Origin of the sequence: Halorubrum sp. SP3 (assembly GCF_005435195.1) — an archaeon.
Classification (GTDB): domain Archaea; phylum Halobacteriota; class Halobacteria; order Halobacteriales; family Haloferacaceae; genus Halorubrum; species Halorubrum sodomense.
Genome location: NZ_SGTU01000024.1, coordinates 1 through 25959 on the forward strand (window position 1 = coordinate 1; position 25959 = coordinate 25959).

Consider the following 25959-nt stretch of genomic DNA (forward strand, 5'->3'; position numbering starts at 1 on the left):
GCACCTCACGCCTCCCCAGCCTCGTCGCGGCCGCTTAAAAGCGGCCGCGACTCCCTCGCGCGTGCTGCCTCGCGGCCGCCGGGGGCGGCCGCTCGCAGGCACGCGCCGCCGCCCCGGTTATTTATAAACGGTCGGGGAACTGCGCCTGTGATTTAAATACCGCTACGCGGTCATCGAGAACCCCGACCGAGGCGGGTTCCCCGACCGGTAGTTTCAATCGGCGATCCCCCGAAGGCGTTCGCGTGACCGTACCAACGAAGACGCTGCCGAGCGGCGCGGAGCTGCCGGCGCTCGGACTCGGCACGTACGACCTCAACGACGGCGAGACGGCCGACAGCGTGCGCGCGGCGCTCGACGCCGGGTACACGCACATCGACACGGCCGAGGGGTATCACAACGAGGCGGCCGTCGGCGACGCGCTCGCCGCGAGCGGCGTCGACCGCGAGGACGTGTTCCTCACCTCGAAGGTGCTCGCGAAGAACCTCAACTACGAGTCGGTGATCGCGTCGTGCGAGGCGTCGCTCGACCGGCTCGGGGTCGACTACCTCGATTTATACCTCATCCACTGGCCCAACCCGGCCATCTCGCTGCGCGAGACGCTCCGGGCGATGGCGGAGCTGCGCGACCGCGGGCTCGTGCGCGACGTCGGCGTCTCGAACTTCAGCGCGTACCAGCTGAGCTGCGCGCACCACGTCTCGGACGTGCCGATCGCGGTCAACCAGATCGAGTTCCACCCGTGGTTCCAGCGGCCGGACCTCGTCGACTACTGCCGCGAGACCGACACCGTGATCGAGGCGGCGGCGCCGCTCGCGCGGACGGACGTGTTCGGCGACGAGGTCGTCGCCGAGCTGGCCGAGAAGTACGATAAACACCCCGCGCAGATCGTGATCCGGTGGGCGCTCGACCGCGGCGTCGTCCCGCTCCCGCGGTCGTCGACCCCGGACCACGTCCGGGCCAACGCCGAGACGGACTGGGAGCTCGACGCGGCCGACCGGCGGCGCCTCGACGAGCGCGACCGCGACGCGCCGGTGTACGACACCCCGGCCCGCGACTGGACGAGCGACGTGTACGGGATCGAACAGTGATCCGAAGCGGAGTCAGTCGCCGCCGAGGTCGACCGGCTCCCCCGTCTCGGCGGACTCGTAGACGGCGTCGAGCGCGCGCATGTCCGTGAGCGCGTGCTCGCCGTCGGCGTGAAACGGCTCGCCCGCCAGCAGCTGGTGGCCGAAGTACGCGAACTCCGCTTCGATCTGGTGGACCTGATCGAACTCGACGTCGACCCGCGTGCCGTCGCGGACGACCGCGAACCCGCGGTCCTCCCGCTCGTAGAAGGCCGGGTCCAGAAGTAGCCGAGCGTCCGTCCCGGTGACCTCCAGCCGGCTCGCGTGCTGGGCGTTCTGGCTCACCGTACACAGCGCGTCGACGTCGCCGGAGAACTCCAGCCGGAAGGTGGCGTGCTCGTCGACGTCGGCGAACGCCTCGTGCTCCGAGCGGGTCCGCCCGGACACCCGAATCGGGTCCTCGCCGAGGACGAACCGCGTCGTGTTGAGCGGGTAGACGCCCAGGTCCATGACGGCGCAGCCGCCGGAGAGCTCGGGGTCGAGCCGCCACTGGTCGTGGTCGCCGCCGAGCTCCCCGAGCATCGTCTGCGACATCGTCGCGTGGACGTGGATCACCTCGCCCGCGACGCCCGCGTCGAGGAGGTCGCGGAGCCGCCGGACGGCGGGGTCGGTCTGCATCCGATAGCCGACCATCAGGGGGACGCCGGCGTCGCGGCACGCGCCCACGAGCCGACGGGCGCGGTCCGGCGTCACTTCCAGCGGCTTCTCGCAGAGGACGGCCTTCCCCTGCGCCGCGGCGGCCTCGACGTACTCAAGGTGGGTCGCGTTGGGCGTCGCGACGTACACCGCGTCGTACGCGTCCGCGGCGGCGCCCGATCGGAGCTCGTCGGGCGTGACGCCCGTCACGTCGCGCTCGGCGGCGACCGCCTCGACGGCGTCGGCATCGACGTCGGTGACGACGGTCGCCTCGGTGTACGCCGACCGCTCGATGCCGGGCAGCGCCCACTCGCGGGCGAACCAGCCGAGGCCGACCACCGCGACCCGGACGGGGTCGGTGACGGCATTCGGGTCGAGCGTCTCCCAGTCTCGGCGCGTGAACTCGTCGAGGTACTCCGCGAAGGCGGCTTCCATACCGGACCCTCGGCGCGCGGGCGTCAAATAACCACGGCGACGAGCGCGCGAGAGCGCTCCGGGGGCGCGAGGGTCACGGCAGGGGGTTCTCGCCGTCCGTCGCCGCGATGACGACGCGGACGGCGCCGTCGCCGTCGGCGTGCGTCCACTCGCCGGGGCCGGGATCGCCGGCGACGCGCTCGTACGAGTCGCCGTTGACCGCGAGCGACGCCGGCGGATCGTCGAAGCGCCGCAGGCGGGCGGACGCGACGCCTCCCGGAACGTCGAGCGTCACCGAGTCGGCCGCGGTCTCGTGAGCCGCCGCGACGGGGACGAACTCGTCGGCGGACTCGTCGAAGTACTCGAACGTCGCCTCGCGGGGGCCGGAGGTCTCGCCCCGGGAGCCGAACTCGACCCGGAGGTGGATCGGTCCGGGATCGCCGTCGAGGTGCTGCGTCCACGGACGGTACGGAACGACGCTGCCAGCGCGGACGTACACCGGCATCGTGTCGAGCGGAACGTCGACGTCGATCGAGCGTCCGCCCTCGTGCCGCGCGCCGGACCAGTAGTCGACCCACTCCCCCTCGGGGAGGTACACCTCCCGTCGGCCGCCCGGACGCAGTATCGGGGCGACCAGGATCTCCTCTCCCAGGAGGAGCTGCGTGTCGACGCCCGCCGCGGCCGGGTCGTCCTCGAACTCGAGCACCAGCGGCCGCATCACCGGGAGACCCGTCCTGGCGGCCCGTTCGGCGTACGAGTACAGGTACGGGAGGAGGCGGTAGCGCTCCTTCGCGTAGTCGCGAACGATCGCCTCCGCCTCCTCGCCGAAGTGCCACGGTTCCCGGGGCGTCGTCCCGTGGAAGCGGGCGTGGCTGGTCCCCAACAGTCCCCACTGGGCCCAGCGGACGTACAGTTCCGGCGTGGGCTCGCCGCGGAAACCGCCGATGTCAGTGGCCCAGAAGGAGTACCCCGAGAGCGCGAGGCTGAGTCCTCCCCGGAGGTTCGCCGCCATCGCCTCGAAGGTCGTGTCGGGGTCGCCGCCCCAGTGTATCGGGAACTCCTGGTCGCCGATCCAGCCGGAGCGGACCCACAGCGTCGGCCGGTCCCGCCCGGCCTCGCGGAGCGCGTTCTGAACCGTTTCGTAGTACAGCCGCGGGTAGCGGTTCCGCATCGCCGCGCCGGTCTTCCCGTTGCTCAACACGGCGTCCCGCGGGAGGTACTCCCCGAAGTCGAGCTTGAACACGTCGACGCCCGACTCGGCCAGCTCCCGGTGCCGGTCCGACCACCACTCCCGGGCGTCGGGATCGGTGAAGTCGACGATACCGCCGCGGTCGTCGACGCTGAGCCGCGAGAGGACGTACGGGTCTCCGGCCCCGTCCTCGACGAAGAACCCGCGGTCGGCGAACTCCTCGAACAGCGGTGAATCGACCCGGACGTACGGGTACTCCCAGAGGGAGAGCTTGAAGCCGCGGTCGGAGAGCGACTCGATCATCGCCTCGGGGGCCGGGAACGCCTCCTCGTCCCACTCCAGGTCGCAGATGCTCTCGATGTCCATCCAGTACGGGTCGACGTGGAGCACGTCGCAGGGGATCTCCCGCTCCCTGAGGGCGTCGGCCACCGACTCGAGCTCCGACCGGGACTGGTAGCTGAGCCGCGACATCCACAGGCCGAACGTCCACCGCTCCGGGCGGTGCGGGCGTCCGGTGAGCGCGGTGTACTGCCGGAGCAGCTCCTTCAGCCGGTCGCCGGTGAAAAAGAAGAACCGCAGGGCGTCGCCCTCCACGCGGAGGTCGATGGTCCCGGAGGAGGACGCCCCGAAGTCGAAGGTGGTCTTGCGGGCGGTGTCGGCCAGGAGCCCGTATCCGCGTGTCGAGAGGTACAGCGGGACGTTCTTGTGCGCGAACTCGGTCTCGGTCCCGTTCGGCTGGGTCACCCACGACTCGATCGCCTGTCCGCGCTTGTCGAGGTCCGTGAACTTCTCGCCCAGGCCGAAGAGGCGCTCGTCCGGGCCCAGGCCGAACGCCGTCCCCGTCTCGGTCACCCGGAGCGGCCAGCGGTTGACCTCCTCCTCGACGAACCGCAGCGGCTGCGTCCGTCGCTCGCCCTTGGCGGTGCGGTCGTCGCGGCGCTCGCGGAGGAGTCGATCGCCGTCCGCGCGGACCTCGAAGGACCACTCCCCCAGGCCGATCCGCACCGAAAGCGCCGACGTCTCGACCCGGAGCGTCCCGTCACGCTCGCTCGCGGACAGCGAGACCGGACGCGTGACGGCGTCGAGATCGTACGAGATCGGGGACTCCGAGGTCGGGTTCTCCGGCGTCGAGAGCATCTCGAACCGGAACACGTCGGGCGCGAAAAACCGGATCCGGACCGGGACGGTTCGGTCCTCGTCGGGGGTCGTCTCGGGCCCGGGAGTCTCGAGCCGGCAGCGGAGTTCGACGGCGTCGTCGGAGAGGGAGTAGGAGTCGACGGCGGAGACGAGGTGAGTCACCATTGGAACCGCGTACGAAAGCCAGGCTCTTTTTTGTGGTGGTCACGCCGGAAGCGGCGTCGTCAGCGGTGAATGCGGCGGGTGAACGTGAACACGAACAGCGCGATCAGGAACGCTCCGACGAACCCCTCCACCGCCGAGAGGACCTCCTGGACCAGCGTCGTCGTCCCCGGGGGGCCGAGCACGAACGAGATGAACGACTGGAACGAGAAGATCAGCGCCTCGACCGGGCCCTGTTCAGCGGCGAGGCCGGACCAGTTCCAGTAGACGTACCCGAAGCCGCCGATGAGTGCCAACGACGTGACGACCACCCGATACGGCAGTTCACCGTAGCCCGTCGAGGCCGCGAGCAACCACGACCGGGTCCACCGAGAGCCGTTCCTGACTCGGCCGAGGACGCCGGACTCGGCGTCGCCGCGCAGCGCGTTGTCGAAGTACTCCGCCCGGTTGAACCGCATCTCGCGGTAGAAGAACGCCCCGGCGCTGACGTTGTCCCCGGCCTCGTCCGCGCCGTTTTTCGCGTACGCGTACGTCGCCTGGAGCGCGGCGTTGTCGGACTCCCGGTCGTGACGCGGGCAGACCGCGTCGTCGATGATGTAGCGTCCGACGTGTTCGGGCCCGTCGCCGCAGTAGCAGGGGAGCGCCATCGGGTCGACCTCGAACCGGTGGATCCAGTTGTCGACGCGAGAGAGGTCGACGGAGTCCTCGTCGGTGAAGTCGAACCCGTCGTAGCGCGTCCGGAGGATCCGAATCCGGGTGGAGAGGAGCTCGTCGGCGTCGCCGCTGAACTTGACGTCGCCCAGCGTCGCCCGGTACAGGTCGTACAGCATCTCTCCCTCGGCGGCGGGCTGCCCGAGCGTCCCCCGGTTCACGGTCGAGCGACTCAGGTCGACGTACCCGGTCTCCCCGCCGGTGTCCGGCGACTCGAACCGGATCCGCGACAGCTCCGCGTCCCGGACCCGAACGTCGTCGACGACGGCGACGCGGTTGAGCGAGAGGCGACCGGTCACGACCGCCATGTCCGCGCTCAGCGACCCCCTGAACGCCGGGGTCGACCGGACGGGGCCGTCGGGGGGCGGCTCGACGAAGTCCGACTCGTCGACTTCGAGGTCGCCCTCGCAGAGCACCCTGTCGAAGTTGACTCGACCGCCGAAGCACGCACGCTTGAAGTCCGCGAGGTCGAAGAACCGGGCGGCTTGGAAGCGGGCGTCGCGGCGGAACAGGGCGTCGTTGAACATCGCCAGGTCGTCGAAGTCGGCCGCGAGGAAGGAGGCGTGATCCAGGAACTGGGCGTGACCGGCGCTGACGGCCCTGTCGAACTGCGCCTCGCGGAACAGCGCCGGTCGGCGGAACAGCGCGCTCTTGAGTTCGAGGAAGTCCGAGAACGTCGCGCGGCTGAAGTCGATCCCGAAGGGGACGCTCTCCAGGGTCGGGTCAAGGACGTCGGTGCCGGGGTCGGCCGGCGGCGCGGCCCCGGGGTCGAACGTCGCGCCGGAGAAGTCGACCGGCTGCGCGAACTCGGTCTTCCGACAGACGACGGCGCCGAACTCCGCGTGTCTGAAGTCGATCGTCTCCCGGCTCCCGCCGCCGATCTCGCGCTGTTCGAGGTCGAGCGTCGGAAACTTCGCGCCGACGAACTGGCAGCGCCGCCGGCTGACGACCGGGTCGCTCTCCTCGTTCGCCGCCGCGACGGTCTCGACGAGTCGGACGGAGACGTTCGCGCGGTCGCTCGGCGGCCGCTCGTCGGGGTCGAGGTGGAAGAGACACCGGTCGCGGTCGCCGTACGCCTCGTGGGGGCAGTGCCAGGCGCCGTCCTCGACGCCGGACCCCGCATCGGCGCTCCCGAGGCGCCACTTCGGGGGGGAGTCAAGCCACGGGAACGCCGCCTCGTAGTCGGGCACCGGAAAGCGGAACCGGCAGCTCCCGTTCACTCGGAGTGTCACGGGTCAGTCGTATTTCGACGTTGATATTAAAACTACTGCGGCCGCGAGCGCCGGAACGCGGAGACCGTCATTTCGGCCGGAAACCCGCCTCAGCCGTCGGTCTCTCAACGGCCTCGTGGTCGACGGCGTGCGTCGGCGCGCTCCTCGGACCGGACTGGCGGTCGGGCTCGGGTTCGAGGGTCCTCGGGGCGCGCGGCGGCGAACTGATCGCGGCGCCGTGGTTCGGGGCGTCAGAGGACGGTCCCGTGCTTTTTGTCCGGCAGGTCCTTCCGAACGTCCTCGTAGAAGTCGAACCGGGCGGCCAGTTCGGCGCGGAGGTCGGAGGGCGGAACGATCTCGTCGATGACCACCTCGCTCGCCATCCGGTGGACGTCGATCCCCTCGCGGTACTCCTCGCGGAGGCGATCCTCCTCGGCCGCGCGCTCCTCGGGGTCGTCGATCTCGGCGAGCTTCCGGGCGTAGACGGCGTTGATCGCGGCCTCCGGCCCCATGATACCGATCTCGCCGGAGGGGAGCCCGATAACGCTCTCAGGGTCGTAGGCGGGGCCGCCCATCGCGTAGATGCCCGCGCCGTACGCCTTCCGGACGACGACGGTCTGTTTCGGCACCGTCGCCGAGGAGGTGGCGTAGATCATCTTCTTCCCCTTCTCTAAGATGGCGTCCTTCTCGACGCCCGACCCGGCCATGAAGCCGGGCGTGTCACAGAGGTACAACAGGGGGATCTCGTAGGCGTCGCAGGTCCAGATGAACTCGGCGGCCTTCTCCGCGGCGTCCGGGAAGATGGCGCCCGACCGCTCGGTCGGCTGGTTGGCGACGACGCCGACCGGCCGCCCGTCGATCCGGCAGAACGCCGTGACGATCTCCGGCCCGTACCCCTCCTTCAGCTCGAACACCGACTCGGCGTCGGCGATCCGGTCGAGCAGGTCGCGGGCGTCGTACGCGCGGTTCGGCGACTCCGGGATCAGCTCGTCGATCCCCGCCGGCGAGAACTTCGGCGGCTTCGTCTCCCGTTTCGGGGGCTTCTCGCCGGCCCGATCCGGGAGGTACCCGATCAGGTCCGCGACCAGTTCGCGGGCGTGTTCCTCGTCGCGGGCGACGAGGTCGGCGGAGCCGGACTCCTCGGCGTGGATCCGCGGCCCGCCGAGCTCGTCCATCTCGATCTCCTCGCCGGTGACCATCTCCACCATCCGCGGCGAGGCGATCGCCATCGCGGACATCCCCTCGACCATCACCGTGAAGTCCGCGAAGACGGGCGTGTAAGCGGCGCCGGCGATACAGGGGCCGTAGAGGACGCAGATCTGCGGGACCGCCCCCGACAGCATCGAGTGGTTGTAGTAGTACTTCCCGATCCCCTCGCGGTTGGCGAAGAAGCCGGTCTGCTGGTCGATCCGCCCCCCGGAGGAGTCCATCAGGTAGAGGACCGGATTCCCCGTCTTCAGTGCGCGCTGCTGCATCCGGAGGAACTTCTCGACGCCCTTCGACGCCATCGACCCCGCCTTCACCGTGAAGTCGTTGGCCATGAAGTGGACGTCGCGCCCCTCGAACTCGGCGGCGCCCGTCAGTAGCCCGTCGCCGGGGAGGCGGTCGCCGTCGCCCGCATCGTCCTTCCCGTCCGCGTCATCGCCGCGTCCGGGCGCGTCCGGGTGCCAGTCGTCGAACGCCGCGAACTTCCCGTCCTCGAACTTCACCCCTGCCGGCTCGCCGTCGAGCGCGCTCGCGTCGCCGGCGCCGCGGGTGCCGTCCTCGCCGCCGAACCAGAGGTCGAGGCGGTCGCGGACGAACAGCTTCCCCTGTTCGGAGAGGCGGTCGCGGTACTTCTCCGGCCCGCCCTTCAGGATGTCGTCGATCTCGGCTCGGAGATCGCGCTCGCGGTCCGTGGGGCCGAGGTCGTCGTCGAGCGGATAGCTCGGTTCCGGCGGAGCTGCGGTCGCGGCCGGCGTCTCCTCGTCCCCGACGTGGACGTCGACGCCGACGCCGAGATGTTCCGCCAGCGACTTCGCGATCGCCTCGGCCTCCTCGGGGGTCGCCGCCGCGCCGACGTGGACATTCATGGACGCAAGATTTGCGGTGGATCCTAAACAGTTTTCCATGCGAGACCGGCGCGGTCGCGCCGGCGACGGCGGGACGCAACCGTTCGCTCCGCGAAACGGCTCCCTCCCTCAGTCCGCGTCGACGGCCGCCTCCAGCCGCTCGATCAGCGCCTCGTTGCCGACGTACAGCGGCGTGCGCTGGTGGACCGCCTCGGGCTCGACGTCAAGGATCGAGCCGGTCCCGTCCGAGGAGGCGCCGCCCGCGCGCTCGATGACGTACGCGATCGGGTTCGCCTCGAACTGGAGGCGGAGTTTCCCCTCGGGCGCGCTCCGGAGCGCGGGGTACGCGAACACGCCCCCGTAAGTGAGCACCTGGTTCACGTCGCCGACCATCGCGCCGCCGTAGCGGAGCTTCAGGCTGTCTTCGATCGCCCGGGCGTACGCCCGGAACTCCGCGGTCCAGTCGGGGACGCGACCGCCGAACCCGTAGACGGTCGGCGTCTCCGGGAGCGTCAGGTCGGCCTCGACGACCGAGCGCTCGACCCCGTCGCCGTCGGACGTGCGCTCGACGACCTCCTCGCGGACGCCCGTCTCGTCCGCGACGACCATCGTCGTGATCGGGCCGTAGAGGACGTAGCCGGCGGCGACGAGGTCGCGACCGCTCGCCGGCAGCGGGGCGTCGTAGATCCCGACGACCGTGCCCATCGCGTTGTTCGACCGGAGGTTCGAGGAGCCGTCGAGGGGGTCGATCGCGACCGCGTAGGCGTCGTCCGGCCCGCTCCCGACCGCGCCGCCCGCGTCGACCGCCGACTCGCGCTCCTCGCTGACGAACGAGCCGACGCCGTCGACCGCGGTGATCGCGTCGCCGAGCAGCTCGTCGGCGTAGAGGTCGCCCGCCAGCACCGATTCGCCGGAGGCGTTCTCCGTCCCGCTCTCGACGCGGCGGCCGGGGAGCGCGGCGCGGATCTCCGGGGCCGTCGCCGCGACCGCGTCGAAGACGGCGTCGACGACCGGGTCGGCGGAGCCGCCGTCGCCGCGGGGGGTAGGGTCGGACATCAGTCGGCGCTCTCGGCGACGGCCAGCGCCTCGGCCGGGTCGACTTCCTCGAAGATCACGGCCTCTAACGCGTCGAGGATGCGCTCGGGCTCGTCGCGCTGGAAGACGTTGCGGCCGACGGCGATGCCGGTGGCGCCCGCGTCGATGGCGTTCGAGACGTTCCGGAGGAACGCCTCGTCGTCGCGCATCGTTCCGCCGGACATCACGACGTCCGCGGGGCCGGCCATCTCGACTGCGTCGCCCATCGCCTCGGCGGAGCCGGGGTACTTCACCTTCACCACGTCGGCGCCGAGCTCTAAGCCGAGCCGCGCGCCGTACGAGATCACGTCCGGACTCCCGTCGTTGCGCAGCCCCTGTCCGCGCGGGTACGACCACATGACGACGCCCATCCCGCGTTCGCGGGCGCCCTCCTGGGCCTCGCGGAACTCCTCGGCCATCTCGACCTCGTGGTTCGAGCCGGCGTAGACGGTGAACCCGATCGCGTCCGCGCCCAGCTCGGCCGCGTACTCCGGCGTACAGTTGACCGCGCTGTCCGGCTCTCCCATCCAGAGGTTCGAGGTCCCGTTGAGCTTCAACAGGAGGTTGACCTCGTCCTCGTAGTCGGGGTAGTACGCCTCCGCGAGCCCCTTCTGGACGGCCAGCGAGGTGACCGCCTCGTGGGTGGCGAGCTCGAAGATCCGTTCCGGGTCCGCCGTGTCCGGATTCGGCTCGAAGTCCACCGGCCCGTGTTCGATCCCGTGGTCGTACGCTAAGATGAGCGACTTGCCGTCGCGCGAGATGTCGTCGGCGGCGTGAGGAAGCATCAGTTCGTATTTCAGTTACATATGTAAAAAGAGCTATGGTCGTTTTACCGGACGTAAAGAATCTGAGCGGCCGTCTGAACGGCGTTTCGAGGCGAGTGCCGAGCGATCGAACGGACCCGACAGTTACTACTCGAATTGTTAATTTATCGGGCGGGACGCTCGGGCCCGGCTTCCGCAATACTTACCACCCACGACGCGGCAGCGGTTCGCATGCGAGCACTCTCCGAGGTCGACGTCGTCGGCGTCGTCGGCGCCGGGACGATGGGCAACGGCATCGCGCAGGTCGCGGCGACCGCGGGCTACGACGTGGTGATGCGGGACGTCGAGACCGAGTACGTCGAGCGCGGCCTCGACAGCGTCGCCGACAGCCTCGACCGGCTGGCCGGGAAGGACGCGCTCGACGAGGAGCCGGACGCGATCCGCGACCGAATCGCGGGCACGACCGACCTCAACGACCTCGCCGACGCCGACGTCGCGGTCGAGGCCGTGATCGAGGACCTCGACGTGAAACGCGACGTGTTCGAGGACCTCGACCGCGTCACCGACGACGACGCGGTCCTCGCGACGAACACCTCCACCCTGTCGATCACGACGATCGCGAGCGCGACCGACCGCGCGAGCGACGTGGTCGGCCTCCACTTCATGAACCCCGTCCCGATCATGGACGGCGTCGAGGTCGTGGTCGGCGAGCGCACCGACCCCGAAGTCGTCGACTTCGCCCACTCGTTCGCCGAGGACCTCGGCAAGGAGACGTGGGAGGCCGACGACAAGCCCGGCTTCGTCACCAACCGCATCCTGATGCCGTGGATAAACGAGGGGATCCGCGCGTACGACGAGGGCGTCGCCGAGAAGACCGACATCGACCGCGGGATGAAGCTCGGTACGAACGTCCCGATGGGGCCGCTCGAACTCGCGGACCACATCGGCCTCGACGTGGCGCTCGACGCCAGCGAGACGCTCCACGAGGAGCTCGGCGACCGCTACAAGCCCGCCTACCTCCTCAAGCGCAAGGTGGAGGCCGGCGACCTCGGCAAGAAGACCGGTCGCGGCTTCTACGAGTACGAGTGAGCCGCCGGGGGACGAGAGGAGTCAGGCCGCGTCCGCGTCCGCGTCGCGGTCGTCGCCGGCCGTCCACCGGCGCGCGCCGGGCAGGAGCCCGACCAGCTTCGTCACGTAGCCGAACTTGAACAGGCCGAGCTGCGAGAGCGTCCCAAGGACGAACACCGCGAGGAACGCGGGCGCGGAGAGGTCGAAGAGGAGCGGCTGGACGGTCGTCTCCGCCGCGGCGGTCTCGAAGCTCGCCGGGGTGAGCGACCGGGAGGCGAACGCCGCGCCGATGAGCGCGGTCGAGACCACGAGCGTCGTCCGGGTGAGGACGAACCCGAACAGCGCGCCGACCGCGACGCCCGCCAGCGTCGCGCCGACGAGCAGCGCCGTCCCCTCGATCCCCGTCGCGTCTGCCGCGTAGAAGGGGCCCACCGCGAACCGACCGGCGAACCCGCCGACGACGGCCCCGATTCCCAGCACCGCGAACGAGAGCCCGGCGTAGGCCAAGAACCCGCCGAGGAGGCCGCCGACCGCGACGACGCCGGCGGTCAGGACGGCCCCGTCGACCGCGACCAGGCCGACGACGTTCGGCGCGAACAGGTAGCCCGCGCCGGCGCCGACGAGCAGCCCCGTCAGCGTCACCGCGTAGACGGAGACCGCCGCGCCGACGAACGCGAGCGCGAGCCCCGCGAGGACCAGCCCGCCGTTGAGTGGGGTGAGCATGTGCGTATCGTGGCGCGCGCTGGCACTTAAATTGTCGCGACCGAGACGACGGGAAACGCGGGCGGCGCCGTCGAGCCTGAGAGGCACTCACCGGGCCCGTGCCGCCGCCCGCCGGTCGACGTACCGCGCGTAGCCGCCGACGGCGAGGCCGAACCCGACGACGAGCAGGACGAGTCCGAGGAGGCGGCTCGCCCCGACGGTCATCACCGCGAGGACGACGCCGAAAAGCAGCGCGAAGGCGCCCGCGACGACCACGCCGACGTCGAGCAGCGGCGAGGGCTGGATGCTCCGGCAGTGCGGGCAGATCCGCGCGCCGGCGGGGATCGGCTCCCGGCACTCGACGCAGCGGAGGCGGTCGCTCGACACGCGAGGCGCTTCGGCCGCGGCCGGGAAAAGACGCGCGCCCGCGACCGGTCGGTGCCCGCCCTCGCTTCAGTCCGCGCCCGCCGCCGCGCTCGGCTCGTCGCTGACGTCGAGCGTCTCCTCCACCTGCGTGAACACCGCGACGAGGCCGAGCGCGGCGGCCGCGGCCCCGACGGCGAAGGGGACGACGAAGCCGAAGCCGTAGAGCCAGCCGGACGCCAGCGGCCCCAAGGCGACGCCGAAGCCGAAGCCCATCGTGAGCACGGAGAGGGTAGTGCCGGACTCGCCCTCGCGGGCGAGGTCGCCGGCGAGCGCGAGCGACGGGGCGAACACGCACGCGACCGCGATCCCTTGCCCGAGCCGGACGAGCATCATCAGCGCCGGCTCCGTCACGACCCCTTGGAGGAAGGTCGTCGGGATCAGGAGGACGAACCCGGCGAGGAGGAACGGCCGGCGACCGATCCGGTCGCTGGCGCGCCCCACCGGGACCTGGAAGATCACGTTGGCGATCGTCACGGCCGCGAACTGGGCGCCGAACCAGATGGGGGCCTGGTCGAGCCGGACGTTCACCTGGTTCTGGAGCGTCGCGAACAGCGCGATACAGGCGCCCATCGCGACGGTCGCGAGTCCGAGCGTGAACACGGGGTCGAGCAGGCGGTCCTCGCCGCGGACCCGGATCGAGACGTCGTCGCCCGCCTCGCCCTCCACGTCGGCGTCGCGGACGAGCAGGAACACGAGCGTGAAGCTGAGGTACGCCCCCGCGCAGGCCGCGACGAAGGCCGCGTCGAACCCGTCGAGGACCGGGAGCCCGACCGCGGAGAGGTCGTACGGGCCGCCCGACACCACCGCGCCCGCGAGCACCGGACCGAAGCCGAACCCGATGAGCCGGAACGTGTTGTACACCCCGAAGTTCCCGCCGCGGTCGGCGTCGCCCGCGGCGTACTCGTTGACCAGGGCGACCGTCGCGGGGATGATGAGCGCCGCGCCGAGCCCCTGGACCGCGCGCAGCGCGACCAGCGCCGGGTAGCTCGTGGCGATCGTGTAGAGCCCGCTGGCGGTGCCCAAGAGGAGGATGCCGGCGAGGACGAAGGGGCGCCGCGCGCCGACGCGATCGGAGAGTCGCCCCGTGAACGGCTGCGAGAGGCTGTTGAGGAAACCGAACAGCGAGAGGACGATCCCGATGAGCAGCGGTTGGGTCAGGGTGACCGCGGCCGCGCCGATCCCGACCTCGGTCCCGAGTAACCCCTCGATGTCGACGACGTCGCTGGTGATGTACAGCGGGAGGACGACGATGAGAAAGGAGTTCCCGGCCGCGCCGACCATCCGCGCGAGCGCCAACACGATCACGCGACGGTCGGTCTCGGCGATTCCGGAGAGCGATCCCATTCACTCGCCGTTCGGAGCGGAGGATAAAGGCGCTTGTGAACGGGGGGAGTCGATCCGGTTCCGTCGGAGCGAATTCCGGTCGACCGGAGCCGGGGGATTCAGCGAGCCGCCGGCATCCGCCTGTCGATCCCGCGGACCTCGAAGCGCGCGCCGCCGTCCTCGCCGGTCGTCGCCTCGACGGTCCAGCCGTGCGCGGTGGCGATCTCTTTGACGATCGCGAGGCCGAACCCGGTGTTGCCCGCGGTTCCGCTCTCGCCGGGTTCGAAGAGGGAGTCAGCGACGGCCGGGTCGATGGCCGGCCCGTCGTCCTCGACGAAGAAGCCGTCCGGGAGGTCGCCGACGCGGAGCGACACGTCCGATCCGGCGTGGTCGACCGCGTTGCGCATCAGGTTCTCGAAGAGGTTCCGGAGGCGGTCCGGGTCCGCGAGCACCTCGCGCTCGGTCTCGACCGAGAGCGTCGCCGACGCGGTGTCGACCGTCGACCAGCTGTCGCTGACGACGTCCGCGAGCGCGACGTGCTCCGGGTCGCCGACCGTCTCGCCCTCGCGGGCGAGCGCGAGCGTGCGCTCGACGATCGACTCCATCCGGTCGAGCGCGTCGAGGGCGGCGTCGAGGTTCGCGTCGTCGGAGGCGTCCTTCGCCAGTTGGACGCGCCCCTGCGCGACGTTGAGGGGGTTTCGCAGGTCGTGTGAAACGATGCTGGCGAAGGAGTCGAGCCGGTCGTTCTGTCGTTCGAGGGCGGCCTCGCGCTCCTTGAACGCCGTGATGTCCTCCTGGAAGCCGACCCAGTGCGTGACGGTGCCGTCCGCGTCGCAGATGGGGGCGATGCTCACCCGGTTCCAGAACTCCGTCCCGTCCTTCCGGTAGTTCAACAGCTCGACGCTCGTCGACTCCTCGGCGTCGATCGCGTTCCGGAGGGCCTGAACCGACTCCGCCTCGGTGTCCGGCCCCTGGAGGAACCGGCAGTTGACGCCGAGCGACTCGTCGCGACCGTACCCGGTCATGTCGACGAACCGGTCGTTGACGTACACCATCGGGTTGTCCGCCTGCGCGGGGTCGGTGATGGTGATCCCGACGGGCGCCTCGTCGAGCGCGCGCGTCTTCGTCTCCAGCTCCTCGCGGCGCTCGCGCTCGTCGGAGACGTCGCGGAGGATGCCGACGCTGCCGTCGAACGAGTCGCCCTCGTACGGCAGCGCGGCCATGTGGTCGCGGCAGGGGATCGGCTCTCCCTCCTTCGGGACGATGTCCACGGCGAAGTGCTGGACGTCGGGCCCGGAGTCGGAGAGGATCGTGCCGAGCCGGTCCTCCGCCTCCTGAACCGCCGCGTCGTCCTTGATGAACCCGGGCGTCTTCCCGACGATCTCCTCGCGGTCGTAGCCGGTGAGCTCGGCGAACGGCTCGTTGACGAACCGGAAGACGCCGGTCTCGTCGACGACGTAGACGGGGTAGCCGAGCGCCTCGATGACGGTCGAGTAGCGGTCGGCGATCTCCTTCGTCCGGTACTCGTCGACGGCCTGGTCGACGCGGTTCGCGAGCCGGCGGAGCTGCTCGGGCCCGCCCTTCTGGAAGTACCCGGTGACGCCGGCGTTGAGCGCCTGACTCGCGATCTCCTCGGATCCCTTGCCGGTGTACAGCACGAACGGAACCCGCTGGTGACGCTCGCGCAGCGCCTCGAAGAACTCCAGTCCGTCCATCGCGGGCATGTCGTAGTCGCTGACGATACAGTCGAACCGGGTCTCGTCGAGCCGCTCCAGCGCCGTCTCCGGGTCGGTCACGGTCGTCACCGCCACCGAGTCGAGCTCCCGCTCGAAGTACGCCTCCGCGAGGTCGAGGACCGGCGGGTCGTCGTCGACGTGTAGCACGTCGATCGCTCCGGGCATACCGGTGTGGTACGGACGCACGGAATAAACGACTACCGCCCCGGCTATCGGATCTGGATCCGAGTCCGGGACCGGAATCGAGGGCGACGGCGGACCGAGACCACTTCCGGCGCGCGTGGCTGATTCTTAAGGGCCCGGGGCGCGGAGCCGAACGCGATGACCGGCGGGACGCCCGTCGCCGGGGAGACGCTCCCGGGGGCCGGCGACGAGGGGGACGACGCGCCCGACCGCGTCGTCTGCCACGTCGACATGGACTGCTTTTACGCCTCCTGCGAGCGGCTGCGCCACGACGACCTCGACGGCGAGCCCGTCGTGGTCGGAATGGGGTACGAGCCGGGCGAGTCGATCGGCGCGGTCGCGACCGCGAGCTACGAGGCCCGCGAGTTCGGCGTCGAGAGCGCGATGCCGGTCTCGGAGGCGTTAGCGCTGCTCCCCCGCCGCGCCGACGCCGACCCGGACGACCCCGACGCTCCGGACCCCGAGGAGACGGGGCGGTACGTCCCCGTCGACCTCGACTTCTACGAGGACGTCGCGGCCGAGGTGAAGGCGGTCCTGCGCGACTGCGCCGACACCCGCCGCGAGGTGAGCATCGACGAGGCGTACCTCGACGTCACGGACCGGACCTCGTGGGCGGCCGCGGGGGGCGGTGGGAACCCGGCCGACGGCGACGACGACCCCGCCGACCCGCCGCCGAGCGGCGCCGCCGGCCCCGCCGAGGCGCGGACGCTCGCCGAGGGGTACGCCCGCCACGTGAAAGACCGGATCGAGCGGGAGGCGGGCGTGCCGGCGAGCGTCGGCGTCGCGCCGAACATGTCGGCCGCGAAGGTCGCCAGCGACGCCGACAAGCCCGACGGACTCGTCGTCGTCCCGCCGGGGTCCGTCGCGGAGTTCCTCGCGCCGCTGCCGACCGCTGACGTTCACGGCGTCGGTCCCGTGACCGAGGAGACCCTGTCGGAGCTGGGGATCGACACCGCGGGCGACCTGGCGGCCGCCGACCGCGATCGACTCGCCGACGCGCTGGGCGAGCGCGGCCCGGAGCTCTCCCGGCGCGCCGCCGGCGACGACGACCGCGAGGTGACGCCGACCGGCCTCCCGAAGAGCCTCTCGCGCGAGTCGGCGCTGCCGACGACCGCCGACGAGTCGACGAAGCGGGAGACCGTCTCCGCGCTCGCCGCGGACGTGGCCCGCCGCGCCCGCGAGCGCGGCTGCCTCTACCGCACCATCGGGATCAAGGCGGTCGAGCCCCCGTTCGACGTCAGCACCCGTGCGCGGAGCCTCCCCGGCCCCGTCGACGACCCGGACCTCGTCGAGGAGGTGGCGCTCGACCTGCTGGCGGAGTTCGACGACGCCCGGGTCCGCAAGCTGGGCGTCCGCGTCTCCAAGCTGGACTTCGCGGAGACCGACCAGGCGACGCTCGGCGGGTTCGACGCCGGCGGCGGCGACGGGGGCGACGGACGGGACCGGGAGGCCGCGCCGGAGGCCCGCGGCGGCCCCGACGGCGGGAAGCTCACCGACTGGGTCGACGGGCCGCCGGACCGCGGCGACGGAGACGGGCCGACCGGCGGGCGCGACCGCCGGGACGCCGACGAGGGGCAGGCGACGCTCGGCGACTGGGACTGACCGCGCCGAGACGGCGCCGGCCGCGAGCCCCGAGGTTTTTCCGCCGCGGCGCGGACGGTCCTCGCGTGCCATCCCGCCGCGCGCTCCTCCTCGGAACCGACCGCGACCGCCCGCGTCCCGACCCGCGGCTCGCCGCGCCGGCGCTGTGCTTCGCGCTCGTCTTCGCCGCCTACGCGGTCGGGCTCTTCGAGGTCACCGGCGGCGTGATCGTCCTCCCCGGAGACGCGACGGTCGCGGGGATGCTCGCGGCCGCCGCGCTCGCGGCCCGGCGGAGCGGACTGGTCGCCTCGTGGGCGACCGTCTACGCCGCGCTCCTCGGACACCGCGTCGACCACTACCTCCTGGGCCTCTCCGGTCGGTCGCCCGGCGAGCGGTTCGTCGCCCTCCTCGGGGTCGACGGGCTCGCCGTCCTCGCCGCCGCCGCGCTCGCCCTGGGGACGCTCGCGTGGGTCGTCGGGACGGTCGGCCGCCTCGCGGTCGGTCGCGTCCGGGCCGCGTGACCGAACCGGCCGCGTGACCGAACCGGACGCGTGACCGGCGTCGGGGCGCGCGACGGCGGGGTATTTACGCCCCGAGCGACGACCGCGACCCATGGACGACGCAGCCCCCGACCTCGCGTGGGAGACGCTCGACTCGGCCGTCGACTACGCCTGCCCCGGCTTCGACGTGCGACGCGACGAGGTGCGGTTCCCGGACGGCGAGACCGACGGGTTCCACTACGTCGACGAGCCGCCGGCGGTCGTGGTGCTGCCGCTGACGCCCGACGGCGACGCCGTCGTCATCGACGAGTGGCGGCAGGCCGTCGGCCGGGTGAACCGCGGGATTCCGGCGGGGACGATGGAGCCGACGGACGAGGGGGCCGAGAGCGCGGACGGCGGGGCGACCGACGACGCGATCGAGCGCGCCGCGGCCCGGGAACTCGCCGAGGAGACGGGGTACGAGGCCGACTCGTTCGAGCGGCTGACGACCGTCGAGCCGACCAACGGGATGGCGAACGCGGTCCACCACCACGTGCTGGCGACCGGCTGCGAGCCGACCGCCGACCGCGACCTCGACCACAACGAGTCGATCGCGGTCGAGACGGTGCCGTACGACGACCTGCTTGCCGCGGTCGTCGACGACGGCCTGCGCGACGGCCGGGCAGTCACCGCGGTGCTGTGGTACGAGCTGCTCCACCGGTGACCGGCGCTCGGACGCCCGCGAGGGCCCCGTCCGCGCGGCTTCCGACGCGGACAACCATTTCCCCCGCGGCTTCCGAGACGGACAATCATTTTGCCGGGCGGGTCGTACTCGGAGCGATGGCAGATCCCTCCAGCGGCGACCCGACCCCGGACGGCGGGGTTCACGACGAGTTCGACGACGTCGACCCGGACCCCGCCTCCGACGACGCGGACGGTTCAGGGGGGACCGGCGGGTCGCCGGGCATCGCGATCGCGACCGCCCTAGTCCTCGGCGTCCTCGGCCCGGTCATCGCGCTCGCGAGCGGCGTGGCCGTCCTCGCGATCGACGCGGTGGCCGGCGGCCTCTCGCTCGCAGCGAGCGTCGTTCTCACGCTGGTATTCGGCCAGTACGTCGCGTTCGGCGGGCTCGCGGTCGGCTACCTCGCGTGGCGCGGCCTCGACCGCGAGGAGATCGTCTCGTACCTCGGCGTCCGGGTGCCGAGCCTCAGGGAGGTCGGGATCGTCCTCGGCAGCTGGGTCGTGATCCTCGTTCTGATCCTCGCGGTCTCGACTGTCGTCCAGCTGCTCGGCACGGAGACCGCGGCGAACCAGAGCGCCGAACTGGCGATGGGAAACCCGTCTATCATCCCGCTTTTCATCGCGGCCTCGTTCCTCGTCATCGGCCCCTGCGAGGAGATACTCTACCGCGGGGTCGTTCAGGGACGACTCCGCGAGTCGCTGCCGGCGGCCCCGTCGATACTCCTCTCTGCCGCCATCTTCGCCACGATCCACCTGATGGCGCTGACCGGCGGCCTCTCCGCGCGGCTGACGACCGTCTCCATCCTCTTCGTGCCGAGCCTGGTGTTCGGCGCGGTGTACGAGTACACCGAGAACCTCGTCGTCCCCGCGCTGCTCCACGGCCTCCACAACGCCGTGATCTTCACCGTCCTCTACGTCACCGTGACCCGGATGGACCCGAGCGACCTGCCGGCGGTCCTCGGATTCGTTCCGATTTAAGAACGCGGGAGGAACGGGTGCGACGGGGTCGGGCCCGGCCGGCCGCGCCCGTCAGTACAGGTCGTCGAGGTCCTCCTCGACGTGCGAGTGTTCCTCGGCCGGGAACTCGCCGCTCGTCACGGCCTCCCGGTACGCCTCGACGGCGTCAACCATCTCCCCGCGCACGTCCCCGAACCGCCTCGCGAACGGCGGCGACCACTCCCCGAGGCCGACGGCGTCGTTGATCACGAGGACCTGGCCGTCGCAGTCGGGCCCCGCACCGATGCCGATCGTCGGGATATCGAGCGCCTCCGTCACCGCGCCCGCGAGGTTCGCGGGGACGTGTTCCAACACGAGCGCGAACGCGCCGGCGTCGGCGTGGTCGCCCGCCAGCTCGATTATCTCCTCGGCGGCCTCCTGCTCGGTCCCCTGTCGGGTGTAGCCGCCGAGCCGGTTCACGTGCTGTGGGGTCAAGCCGAGGTGCGCCATCACGGGGATCCCGACCTCGGTCATGCGTCGGGTGGTCGAGACGGTGTGCGGCCCGCTCTCGATCTTCACTGCGTCCGCGTTCGCCTCCTTCAGCAGGCGGCCGGCGTTGCGGACGGAGTCGGCCTCGTCGACGCCGAACGAGAGGAACGGCATGTCGGCGACGACGAGGGCGTCCTCCGTCGCGCGCGCGACCGCCGCGGTCCGGCTCGCGACCTCGTCGAACGTCACGGGGAGCGTGGAGTCGTAGCCGAGGGCGGCGTTGCCCATGCTGTCACCGACGAGGGCGATATCGATCCCGGCCTCGTCGACGACCGCCGCCGTCGGGGCGTCGTAGGCGGTGAGCATCGTGATCGGATCGTCTCCCTCCCGGAGTCCCCGCGTCGTGGTCATACCTCCGAGTCACCCGCGCCGCGTGGTAAAATCGTCGGGAACCGGAAAGCCGACACGGCGAGGCCGCCGCGAGCAGACCGTCGCCGCGGGCCGACCGCCACCGATTTGCCGCTTCACCGCGGAGTCTCTCGCGTGCAACCAGTCGAGCGGGCCGAGTACGAGGGGGTCGACTACGCGTGGGTGATGCAGACGACGTTCGTCGTCACCATCCTCGTGGGCGCGCCCGCCGCGGCCCTGCTGTCGACGCTCGTGACGCTGGAGTCGTGGGGCGCGCGCGCCGCGTTCGCGGTCCGGGTCGGCGCACCGATCTGGTTTGTCACCGCGGTCGCCGTCGCGCTGTACGCGAAGCGGGCCGAGACGGGCGACGGCGACTCGGAGGGAGACGAAGGCAGCGACGGCGAACCGACGGGCGACGAAACCGAAGAGCACGCCTGAGCGCGCGCTCGCGGCCCGTCCCCGTTCGCCTCGCCCTCGACCGCCCCGCGCTACTCCCCGAGCAGGTCGGAGGCCCACGCGAAGTCGACGCCGCCGCGCTCGGCGGCGACCGCGTCGCGCCGCGAGTCCCCGACGAACAGCGCGTCCTCGGGGACGCCACCGAGCCGATCGATCGCCGCGAGCAGCGACTCCGGGTCCGGCTTGTGGCTGTCGACGGTGTCGCGGCCGACGATCGCGTCCGAGAGGACGGCGTCGTCGAGCCCGCGGGCCTCGATCGCGATCCGACACGCCTCCTCGCAGTTGAGCGAGCAGACGCCGACGCGGGAACGTGAGTCAGCGGCGTCGCCGTCCGCGGCCCCGGCCGCGAGTCGATCACCGAGCGGGAGGCGGGTCGATTCGCGGGCGCCGGCGCGCTCGTGGCCCGCGATCGCCTCCTCGACCTCGGCGCGGATCCCGTACTCGTCGGCCGCGCCGAGCAGCCCCCACAGCTCCTCGGTCGGCGGAATGAGCGCGTGGTCGGCGTACACGTCGAGGACCGCGTCCGCGACGGCGTCCCAGTCGACCGCGAGTTCGACGAGGGTGCCGTCGAGGTCGTAGACGACCGCGTCGTAGCCGGCGAGCCGCGAGCCGAGGGCGACCGGGTCGCGGGAGTCGCGGGCCGCGCCATCGGCGTCGACGCCGCTCATTCCCCCAACACCCCCCGGGCGATGATCGTCTTCTGGATCTCCGTCGTCCCCTCGTAGATCTCCGTGATCTTCGCGTCGCGGTAGAGGCGCTCGACGTCGAACTCGGTCGTGTAGCCGTAGCCGCCGTGGATCTGGACCGCCTCGTTCGTCACCGACATCGCGGCCTCGCTGGCCCGGTACTTCGCCTTCGAGGCCGCGACGCGGTAGTCCTCGCCCGCCTCCGCCTGCCGGCACGCCTCGCGGACGAGCAGCCGCGCCGCCGACACGTCGGTCGACATCTCCGCGAGCTTGTGCCGGATCGTCTGGATGTCACCGATCGGGCGGTCGAACTGCTCGCGCTCCGTCGCGTACGATTTCGCCTCGTCGAGCGCGGCCTGCGCGACGCCGACCGCCTGCGCCGCGATGCCGATCCGCCCCTCGGTGAGCGTCCGGAAGGCCGCAGAGAGCCCCTTCCCCTCCTCGGTGAGCCGGTTCTCGGCGGGGATCCGGCAGTCGTCGAACGTGATGCCGGTGGTGTCCGACGCGCGGAGGCCGAGCTTCTCCTCCTTCTTGCCGACCTCGAAGCCGTCAGTGTCGGCCGGCACGAGGAACTGGGTGATCGCGTCGTCGGCCTCGGCGGAACGGCCGTCGCCGCCCTCGCGCGCGGCCTTCGCGAAGACGACGGCGACGCCGCCGCGCTCCCCGTTCGTGATCCACTGCTTCTCGCCGTTCAGGACGTACTCGTCGGTCTCGGGGTCGTACGTGGCGGTGGTCGCCATCTGGGCCGGGTTCGAGCCCGCCTGCGGCTCGGAGAGACAGAACATGCCGACCGGCCGACCCGTCTCCGCCATCTCCGGCAGCCACGCCTCGCGCTGCGGTTCCGTGCCGAACTCGGCGATACAGGAGGTCGCGAGACAGTGGACGGAGAGGGCGGTCGCGACCGCGAGCGACCCGTGCGCCAGCGCCTCGTTCGCGACCGCGTAGGTCGTCTCGTCGGCGCCGAACCCGCCGTACTCCTCCGGGACCGTCAGCCCCGTGAGGCCGAGCTCCGCGAGCCCGTCCCAGACGTCTTCGGGGAACGCCTCCGTCTCGTCCGCCTCGGCCGCGGTGGGCCGGACCTCCTCGGCCGCGAACTCGCGAACGAGGTCGCGGACCGCTACCTGCTCGTCGGTGAGCGCCGACCCGACGCGTGCTCCGGTCATGAGACGGAGTTCGGTCCCTCACCGAAAAAGGTGAGCGATCGGCGAGGCGAGCTCGACCGACAGACCGTCGGCCGGTATCGGGGCGACCTACGTCTCCGCCTCGCGCGCCTCCCACAACGGGTACAGCTCGTCCCGGGGCGGCTCCGCGAGCGGCTCGCCGTCGATCCGGACGGTCCCCGCCGCCGACTCGTCGGCGGGGGACTCGACGACGCCGATCGCCGCCCCCTCGATCCCGGCGGCGTCGAGCGCGTCGAGCGCGTCGTCGACCCGCTCCGGCGGGACGGCCGCCAGCAGCGCGCCGGAGCCGAACGCCGCGAGCGGGTCGACGCCGAGCGCGTCACAGCAGGCGCGGGTCTCGGGGCGGACCGGGACCGCGTCGCGCTCGACGGCGAAGGCGCCCCCGCTGGCCGAGGCCATCTCGACGAGCGCGGTCGCCACGCCGCCCTCGGTCGGGTCGTGGAGCGCGGTCGCGGCGTCGCGGACCGCGGCCGCGTCGGGGACGACGCTCACCTCGTCGAGGAAGTCGGCGGCGGAATCGAGCGTCGCGGCCGGGACGCCGGCCTCGCGGCACGCCTCGCGGAAGTCGCTCGCGAGGATCGCGGTCGCCTCGATCGCCGCCCCCTTCGTGAGGAGGAGGCGGTCGCCCGGCTCGGCGCCGCCGCTCGACACGAAGCGGTCCGTGGTTCCCATCGCCGTCATCGAGCAGAGCGGACGGGAGAGCGCGTCCAGCACCTCGGTGTGCCCCCCGACGACCGCGCACCCGAGGTCGCTCGCGGTCGCGTCGACCTGCTCGACGACGGCCCCGAGCCGGTCGAGGTCGTCGTCGGGCAGGAAGAGCGTGTGCGTGAGCCACCGAGGGTCGGCGCCGCTCGCGGCGACGTCGTTACAGGCGACGTGGACCGCCAAGGTGCCGACCGACGCCGCGGCCAGCGAGAGGGGGTCGGCCGCGACGACGAGCGTCTCGCCGGCGCCGGCCAGGTCGATCGCGGCCGCGTCCTCGCCGTAAGCGGGCCCCTGCGTCACGGTCGGGTCCGCCGCGCCGGTCGCCGCGAGCGCCGCCGCGAGCGCGTCGGGACCGAGCTTCCCGGTCATCGCTCCCGGAGCCACGCCGCGACGGCCTCGGGGTCGGCGTCGAGGCCGCCGCCCTGCGCGAACGTCGGGCCGCCGCCACCGCCGCCGCCGAACTCGTCGGTGACCGCGCTCACGGCGTCGCCCGCGTCGACTCCGGCGTCATCGCCACCGTCGGCCGCAACCACGACGAAGGGAGCGTCGCCGGTCCCGACCGCGGCGAGGGCGTCGAGGTCGCCGTCGGCCTCGACCGCCGCCGTCGTCGGCTCCCGCAGTTCGTTCGGGTCGGCGTCGTCGACGGTCCCGATCGCCCAGTGCGCGCCGTCGACGTCGGCGGTCGGGAGGTCGCGGAGTCGGGCGGCGAGCAGCTCCCCGCGGGCGTCTCGGAGCTCCGTCTCCAGCCGGTCGACCTCGTCGCGGAGGCGGGCGGCCGCGTCCGGGAGGTCGCCGACGCGCGCGTCGAGCGTCGTCGCGGCGTCGAGCGCGGCGCCGTGGACCGCGCCGATCTCGTCTATCGCGGTGGGGCCGACCGCGAACTCGACGCGGGTCACGCCCTCGCCGGGGTTCGACCGGTCCAACACCGATATCGGGCCGATCTCCGCGGTGTTCTCGACGTGGGTCCCGCCGCAGGCGGCGACGTCCCACGGGGCGGCGTCCGGGTCCGCAGCCGGGTTTCCCCCGGCGTCCGCGCCGCCGCCGACCGTCACGACGCGGACCGCGTCGCCGCCGCTCATCGCGCCCTCCTCGGTCTTGGTGTTGAACGCGATCCCGTCGATGTCGCGGGCCTCGTCGGCCGGGTAGGTCGCCCACGAGACGGGCAGCGAGTCCCAGACTGCGCGGTTGGCGAGCCGCTCTAACTCGATCAGCTCGTCGTCGCCCAGCGGCTCGGCCGTCGTCAGGTCGACGCGGACCTTCTCCGGAGAGATGTCGAAGCCGGCGTAGCCGAGGTCGTCGGCGATCCGACGCGCGGCCCCGTACAGCACGTGCGAGGCGGTGTGCGCGCGAGCGCAGTACGTGCGGAACGCGTCGTCGATCAGGCCCGTCACCTCGTCGCCGGGCGCGAGGGAACCCCCCGCGTCGTCGTCGAGCAGGTGGACCACCTCCCCGTCGCGCTCGAATACGTCGTCGACGAGGTGGCCGTCGATCGTTCCCCGGTCAGCGGGCTGCCCGCCCGACTCGGGGTAGAAGTACGTCTCGTCGAGGACGACCTCGCGGCCGTCGACGCGGTCGACCGTCGCTTCGAACTCCCGGACCGTCGGCTCGGCCGGCGCGCGTGAAGCGGTCATTGCCGGGTCGTGGGCACGGGCGGATAAATAGGTGGCCGCCGCGCGGGAACTCATCGACGAACTGCGGTGCGGCGGCGCGTGCCTGCGAGCGGCCGGAGCGAAGCGGAGGTCGCGAGGAGCCCGCGCGAGGGAGTCGGGCGCCCCGAGGGCGACCGAAGGGAGCCCGACGGACGCGCCCGACGAGGATGGGGAGGCGTGAGGTGCTGTGCGGTGCGGGGGCGGGACTCGAAGGGGCAGGCGCGAGGCGGCCTGAGGCGACGCAAGCACCGCAACGAGGGAGCGAACGAAGTGAGCGACCGAGTGAGGAGCGTGGTTCGAGAGAGCGAAGCTCTCTCGTCATCCCGAAAATCTCCGATTTTCGGGCGACAGCGAGCATCAGGCCGCCTCCCGGCTGGGGCTTCGGCGGTGTTCGTCGTCGATCGGTCACTTATATACCGCCCCATCGTACAGCCGAGCGGCTGAGGCTTCGGCAGTGTGAGTCGACGATCCGCGCTCCACTGCTTATAAAGAGACACCGGCACCGCTCGCGACCGTTTATAAACCGTAAAAACCGCGGACCGCGCTCAGCCCTCCAGCTCGAACGCGACCTCGACCTCGGCCTGGTACTCGCGGTCGGCCGCGGACTGGAGCTCTACCCCGAACTCCTCTACCTCCACCCAGTAGACGTTGTCGAGGGTGTCCTCCGCGCGGTCGATGGCGTCGTCGGCCGCGGCGTCGAAGCTCTCCTCGCTCGTCCCGATCAGCGTGATCTTCTTGAA

23 protein-coding genes are annotated in these 25959 nt (G+C 71.7%); 7 read left to right on the plus strand and 16 right to left on the minus strand.

From position 1 onward, the window contains the following. The first annotated feature begins 242 nt into the window (after positions 1 to 242). Positions 243 to 1085, plus strand: a complete 843-nt coding sequence (locus tag EXE42_RS14100; protein WP_137694687.1) for an aldo/keto reductase — start codon at positions 243 to 245, stop codon at positions 1083 to 1085. A gap of 12 nt (positions 1086 to 1097) precedes the next feature. Here EXE42_RS14100 and gfo6 read toward each other — a convergent pair whose 3' ends face one another. From gfo6 to EXE42_RS14130, 6 genes are all read right to left on the minus strand, one after another. Continuing rightward, on the minus strand, positions 1098 to 2192 hold the full coding sequence (gfo6, locus tag EXE42_RS14105) for a D-xylose 1-dehydrogenase Gfo6 (protein ID WP_137694686.1): 1095 nt from the start codon (positions 2190 to 2192) through the stop codon (positions 1098 to 1100). Positions 2193 to 2265: 73 nt separating this feature from the next. Further along, positions 2266 to 4662: a TIM-barrel domain-containing protein gene (locus EXE42_RS14110; protein ID WP_137694685.1), complete on the minus strand. Its 2397-nt coding sequence runs from the start codon at positions 4660 to 4662 to the stop codon at positions 2266 to 2268. Between the two features lie 59 nt (positions 4663 to 4721). Next, a complete protein-coding gene (locus EXE42_RS14115) occupies positions 4722 to 6590 on the minus strand; it encodes a pentapeptide repeat-containing protein (protein WP_241988385.1) in 1869 nt (622 codons plus the stop codon). A 242-nt stretch (positions 6591 to 6832) separates the two neighbouring features. Beyond that, the gene (locus EXE42_RS14120; RefSeq protein WP_092919864.1) at positions 6833 to 8653 is read right to left on the minus strand and encodes an acyl-CoA carboxylase subunit beta; all 1821 of its coding nucleotides are present in this window, start codon (positions 8651 to 8653) and stop codon (positions 6833 to 6835) included. Between the two features lie 108 nt (positions 8654 to 8761). Continuing rightward, the gene (locus EXE42_RS14125; RefSeq protein ID WP_137694682.1) at positions 8762 to 9688 is read right to left on the minus strand and encodes a class 1 fructose-bisphosphatase; all 927 of its coding nucleotides are present in this window, start codon (positions 9686 to 9688) and stop codon (positions 8762 to 8764) included. After that, positions 9688 to 10491 carry a class I fructose-bisphosphate aldolase gene (locus EXE42_RS14130; RefSeq protein ID WP_092919860.1) on the minus strand — a complete coding sequence of 268 codons (804 nt, stop codon included), beginning with the start codon at positions 10489 to 10491 and terminating at the stop codon, positions 9688 to 9690. Before EXE42_RS14130 ends, EXE42_RS14125 begins: the two co-directional genes overlap by 1 nt. A 210-nt stretch (positions 10492 to 10701) precedes the next feature. Here EXE42_RS14130 and EXE42_RS14135 point away from each other — a divergent pair, with 210 nt between their 5' ends. Next, positions 10702 to 11559: a 3-hydroxyacyl-CoA dehydrogenase family protein gene (locus tag EXE42_RS14135; protein WP_092919858.1), complete on the plus strand. Its 858-nt coding sequence runs from the start codon at positions 10702 to 10704 to the stop codon at positions 11557 to 11559. Between the two features lie 21 nt (positions 11560 to 11580). On the opposite strand, the gene EXE42_RS14140 is transcribed toward EXE42_RS14135, so the two are convergent. From EXE42_RS14140 to EXE42_RS14155, 4 genes are all read right to left on the minus strand, one after another. Continuing rightward, on the minus strand, positions 11581 to 12261 hold the full coding sequence (locus tag EXE42_RS14140) for a phosphate ABC transporter permease (protein WP_137706762.1): 681 nt from the start codon (positions 12259 to 12261) through the stop codon (positions 11581 to 11583). A gap of 87 nt (positions 12262 to 12348) precedes the next feature. Then, on the minus strand, positions 12349 to 12627 hold the full coding sequence (locus EXE42_RS14145; protein WP_137706763.1) for a zinc ribbon domain-containing protein: 279 nt from the start codon (positions 12625 to 12627) through the stop codon (positions 12349 to 12351). Positions 12628 to 12693: 66 nt separating this feature from the next. Next, entirely contained in the window at positions 12694 to 14010 is a 1317-nt protein-coding gene (locus EXE42_RS14150) for an MFS transporter (protein ID WP_137706764.1), read from the minus strand. Between the two features lie 98 nt (positions 14011 to 14108). Next, positions 14109 to 15890, minus strand: a complete 1782-nt coding sequence (locus tag EXE42_RS14155; RefSeq protein WP_137706765.1) for a PAS domain-containing protein — start codon at positions 15888 to 15890, stop codon at positions 14109 to 14111. Positions 15891 to 16046: 156 nt separating this feature from the next. Here EXE42_RS14155 and EXE42_RS14160 point away from each other — a divergent pair, with 156 nt between their 5' ends. The 4 genes from EXE42_RS14160 to EXE42_RS14175 all read left to right on the plus strand — a co-directional run bounded on the left by EXE42_RS14160 (position 16047) and on the right by EXE42_RS14175 (position 19687). Continuing rightward, positions 16047 to 17510, plus strand: coding sequence for a DNA polymerase IV (locus EXE42_RS14160; RefSeq protein ID WP_137706766.1), 1464 nt, complete (start codon positions 16047 to 16049; stop codon positions 17508 to 17510). A 65-nt stretch (positions 17511 to 17575) separates the two neighbouring features. After that, positions 17576 to 18010 carry a hypothetical protein gene (locus EXE42_RS14165; protein ID WP_092919846.1) on the plus strand — a complete coding sequence of 145 codons (435 nt, stop codon included), beginning with the start codon at positions 17576 to 17578 and terminating at the stop codon, positions 18008 to 18010. A gap of 91 nt (positions 18011 to 18101) precedes the next feature. Beyond that, a complete protein-coding gene (locus EXE42_RS14170) occupies positions 18102 to 18692 on the plus strand; it encodes an NUDIX hydrolase (protein ID WP_092919844.1) in 591 nt (196 codons plus the stop codon). Between the two features lie 116 nt (positions 18693 to 18808). Further along, positions 18809 to 19687, plus strand: a complete 879-nt coding sequence (locus EXE42_RS14175; protein WP_092919842.1) for a CPBP family intramembrane glutamic endopeptidase — start codon at positions 18809 to 18811, stop codon at positions 19685 to 19687. A 51-nt stretch (positions 19688 to 19738) separates the two neighbouring features. On the opposite strand, the gene panB is transcribed toward EXE42_RS14175, so the two are convergent. After that, positions 19739 to 20545 (minus strand): 3-methyl-2-oxobutanoate hydroxymethyltransferase, encoded by an 807-nt coding sequence (gene panB / locus EXE42_RS14180; protein WP_137706767.1) that lies wholly within the window; start codon positions 20543 to 20545, stop codon positions 19739 to 19741. A 132-nt stretch (positions 20546 to 20677) separates the two neighbouring features. Between panB and EXE42_RS14185 the strand changes: the two genes are divergently transcribed. Then, entirely contained in the window at positions 20678 to 20980 is a 303-nt protein-coding gene (locus EXE42_RS14185; RefSeq protein WP_092919838.1) for a DUF5822 domain-containing protein, read from the plus strand. 50 nt (positions 20981 to 21030) lie between these two features. Here the strand turns inward: EXE42_RS14185 and EXE42_RS14190 are convergent, their stop codons facing one another. The 5 genes from EXE42_RS14190 to EXE42_RS14215 all read right to left on the minus strand — a co-directional run. Beyond that, a complete protein-coding gene (locus EXE42_RS14190; RefSeq protein WP_092919836.1) occupies positions 21031 to 21666 on the minus strand; it encodes an HAD family hydrolase in 636 nt (211 codons plus the stop codon). Beyond that, the gene (locus EXE42_RS14195; protein WP_092919834.1) at positions 21663 to 22847 is read right to left on the minus strand and encodes an acyl-CoA dehydrogenase family protein; all 1185 of its coding nucleotides are present in this window, start codon (positions 22845 to 22847) and stop codon (positions 21663 to 21665) included. The genes EXE42_RS14190 and EXE42_RS14195 overlap by 4 nt, the downstream gene beginning before the upstream one ends. Before the next feature lie 87 nt (positions 22848 to 22934). Then, positions 22935 to 23939, minus strand: coding sequence for an AIR synthase family protein (locus EXE42_RS14200; RefSeq protein ID WP_092919832.1), 1005 nt, complete (start codon positions 23937 to 23939; stop codon positions 22935 to 22937). Beyond that, a complete protein-coding gene (locus EXE42_RS14205; RefSeq protein ID WP_137706768.1) occupies positions 23936 to 25201 on the minus strand; it encodes a DHHA1 domain-containing protein in 1266 nt (421 codons plus the stop codon). Before EXE42_RS14205 ends, EXE42_RS14200 begins: the two co-directional genes overlap by 4 nt. A 563-nt stretch (positions 25202 to 25764) precedes the next feature. Then, on the minus strand, positions 25765 to 25959 hold a 195-nt coding region (locus EXE42_RS14215), incomplete at its 5' end, for a dodecin (protein WP_137706769.1).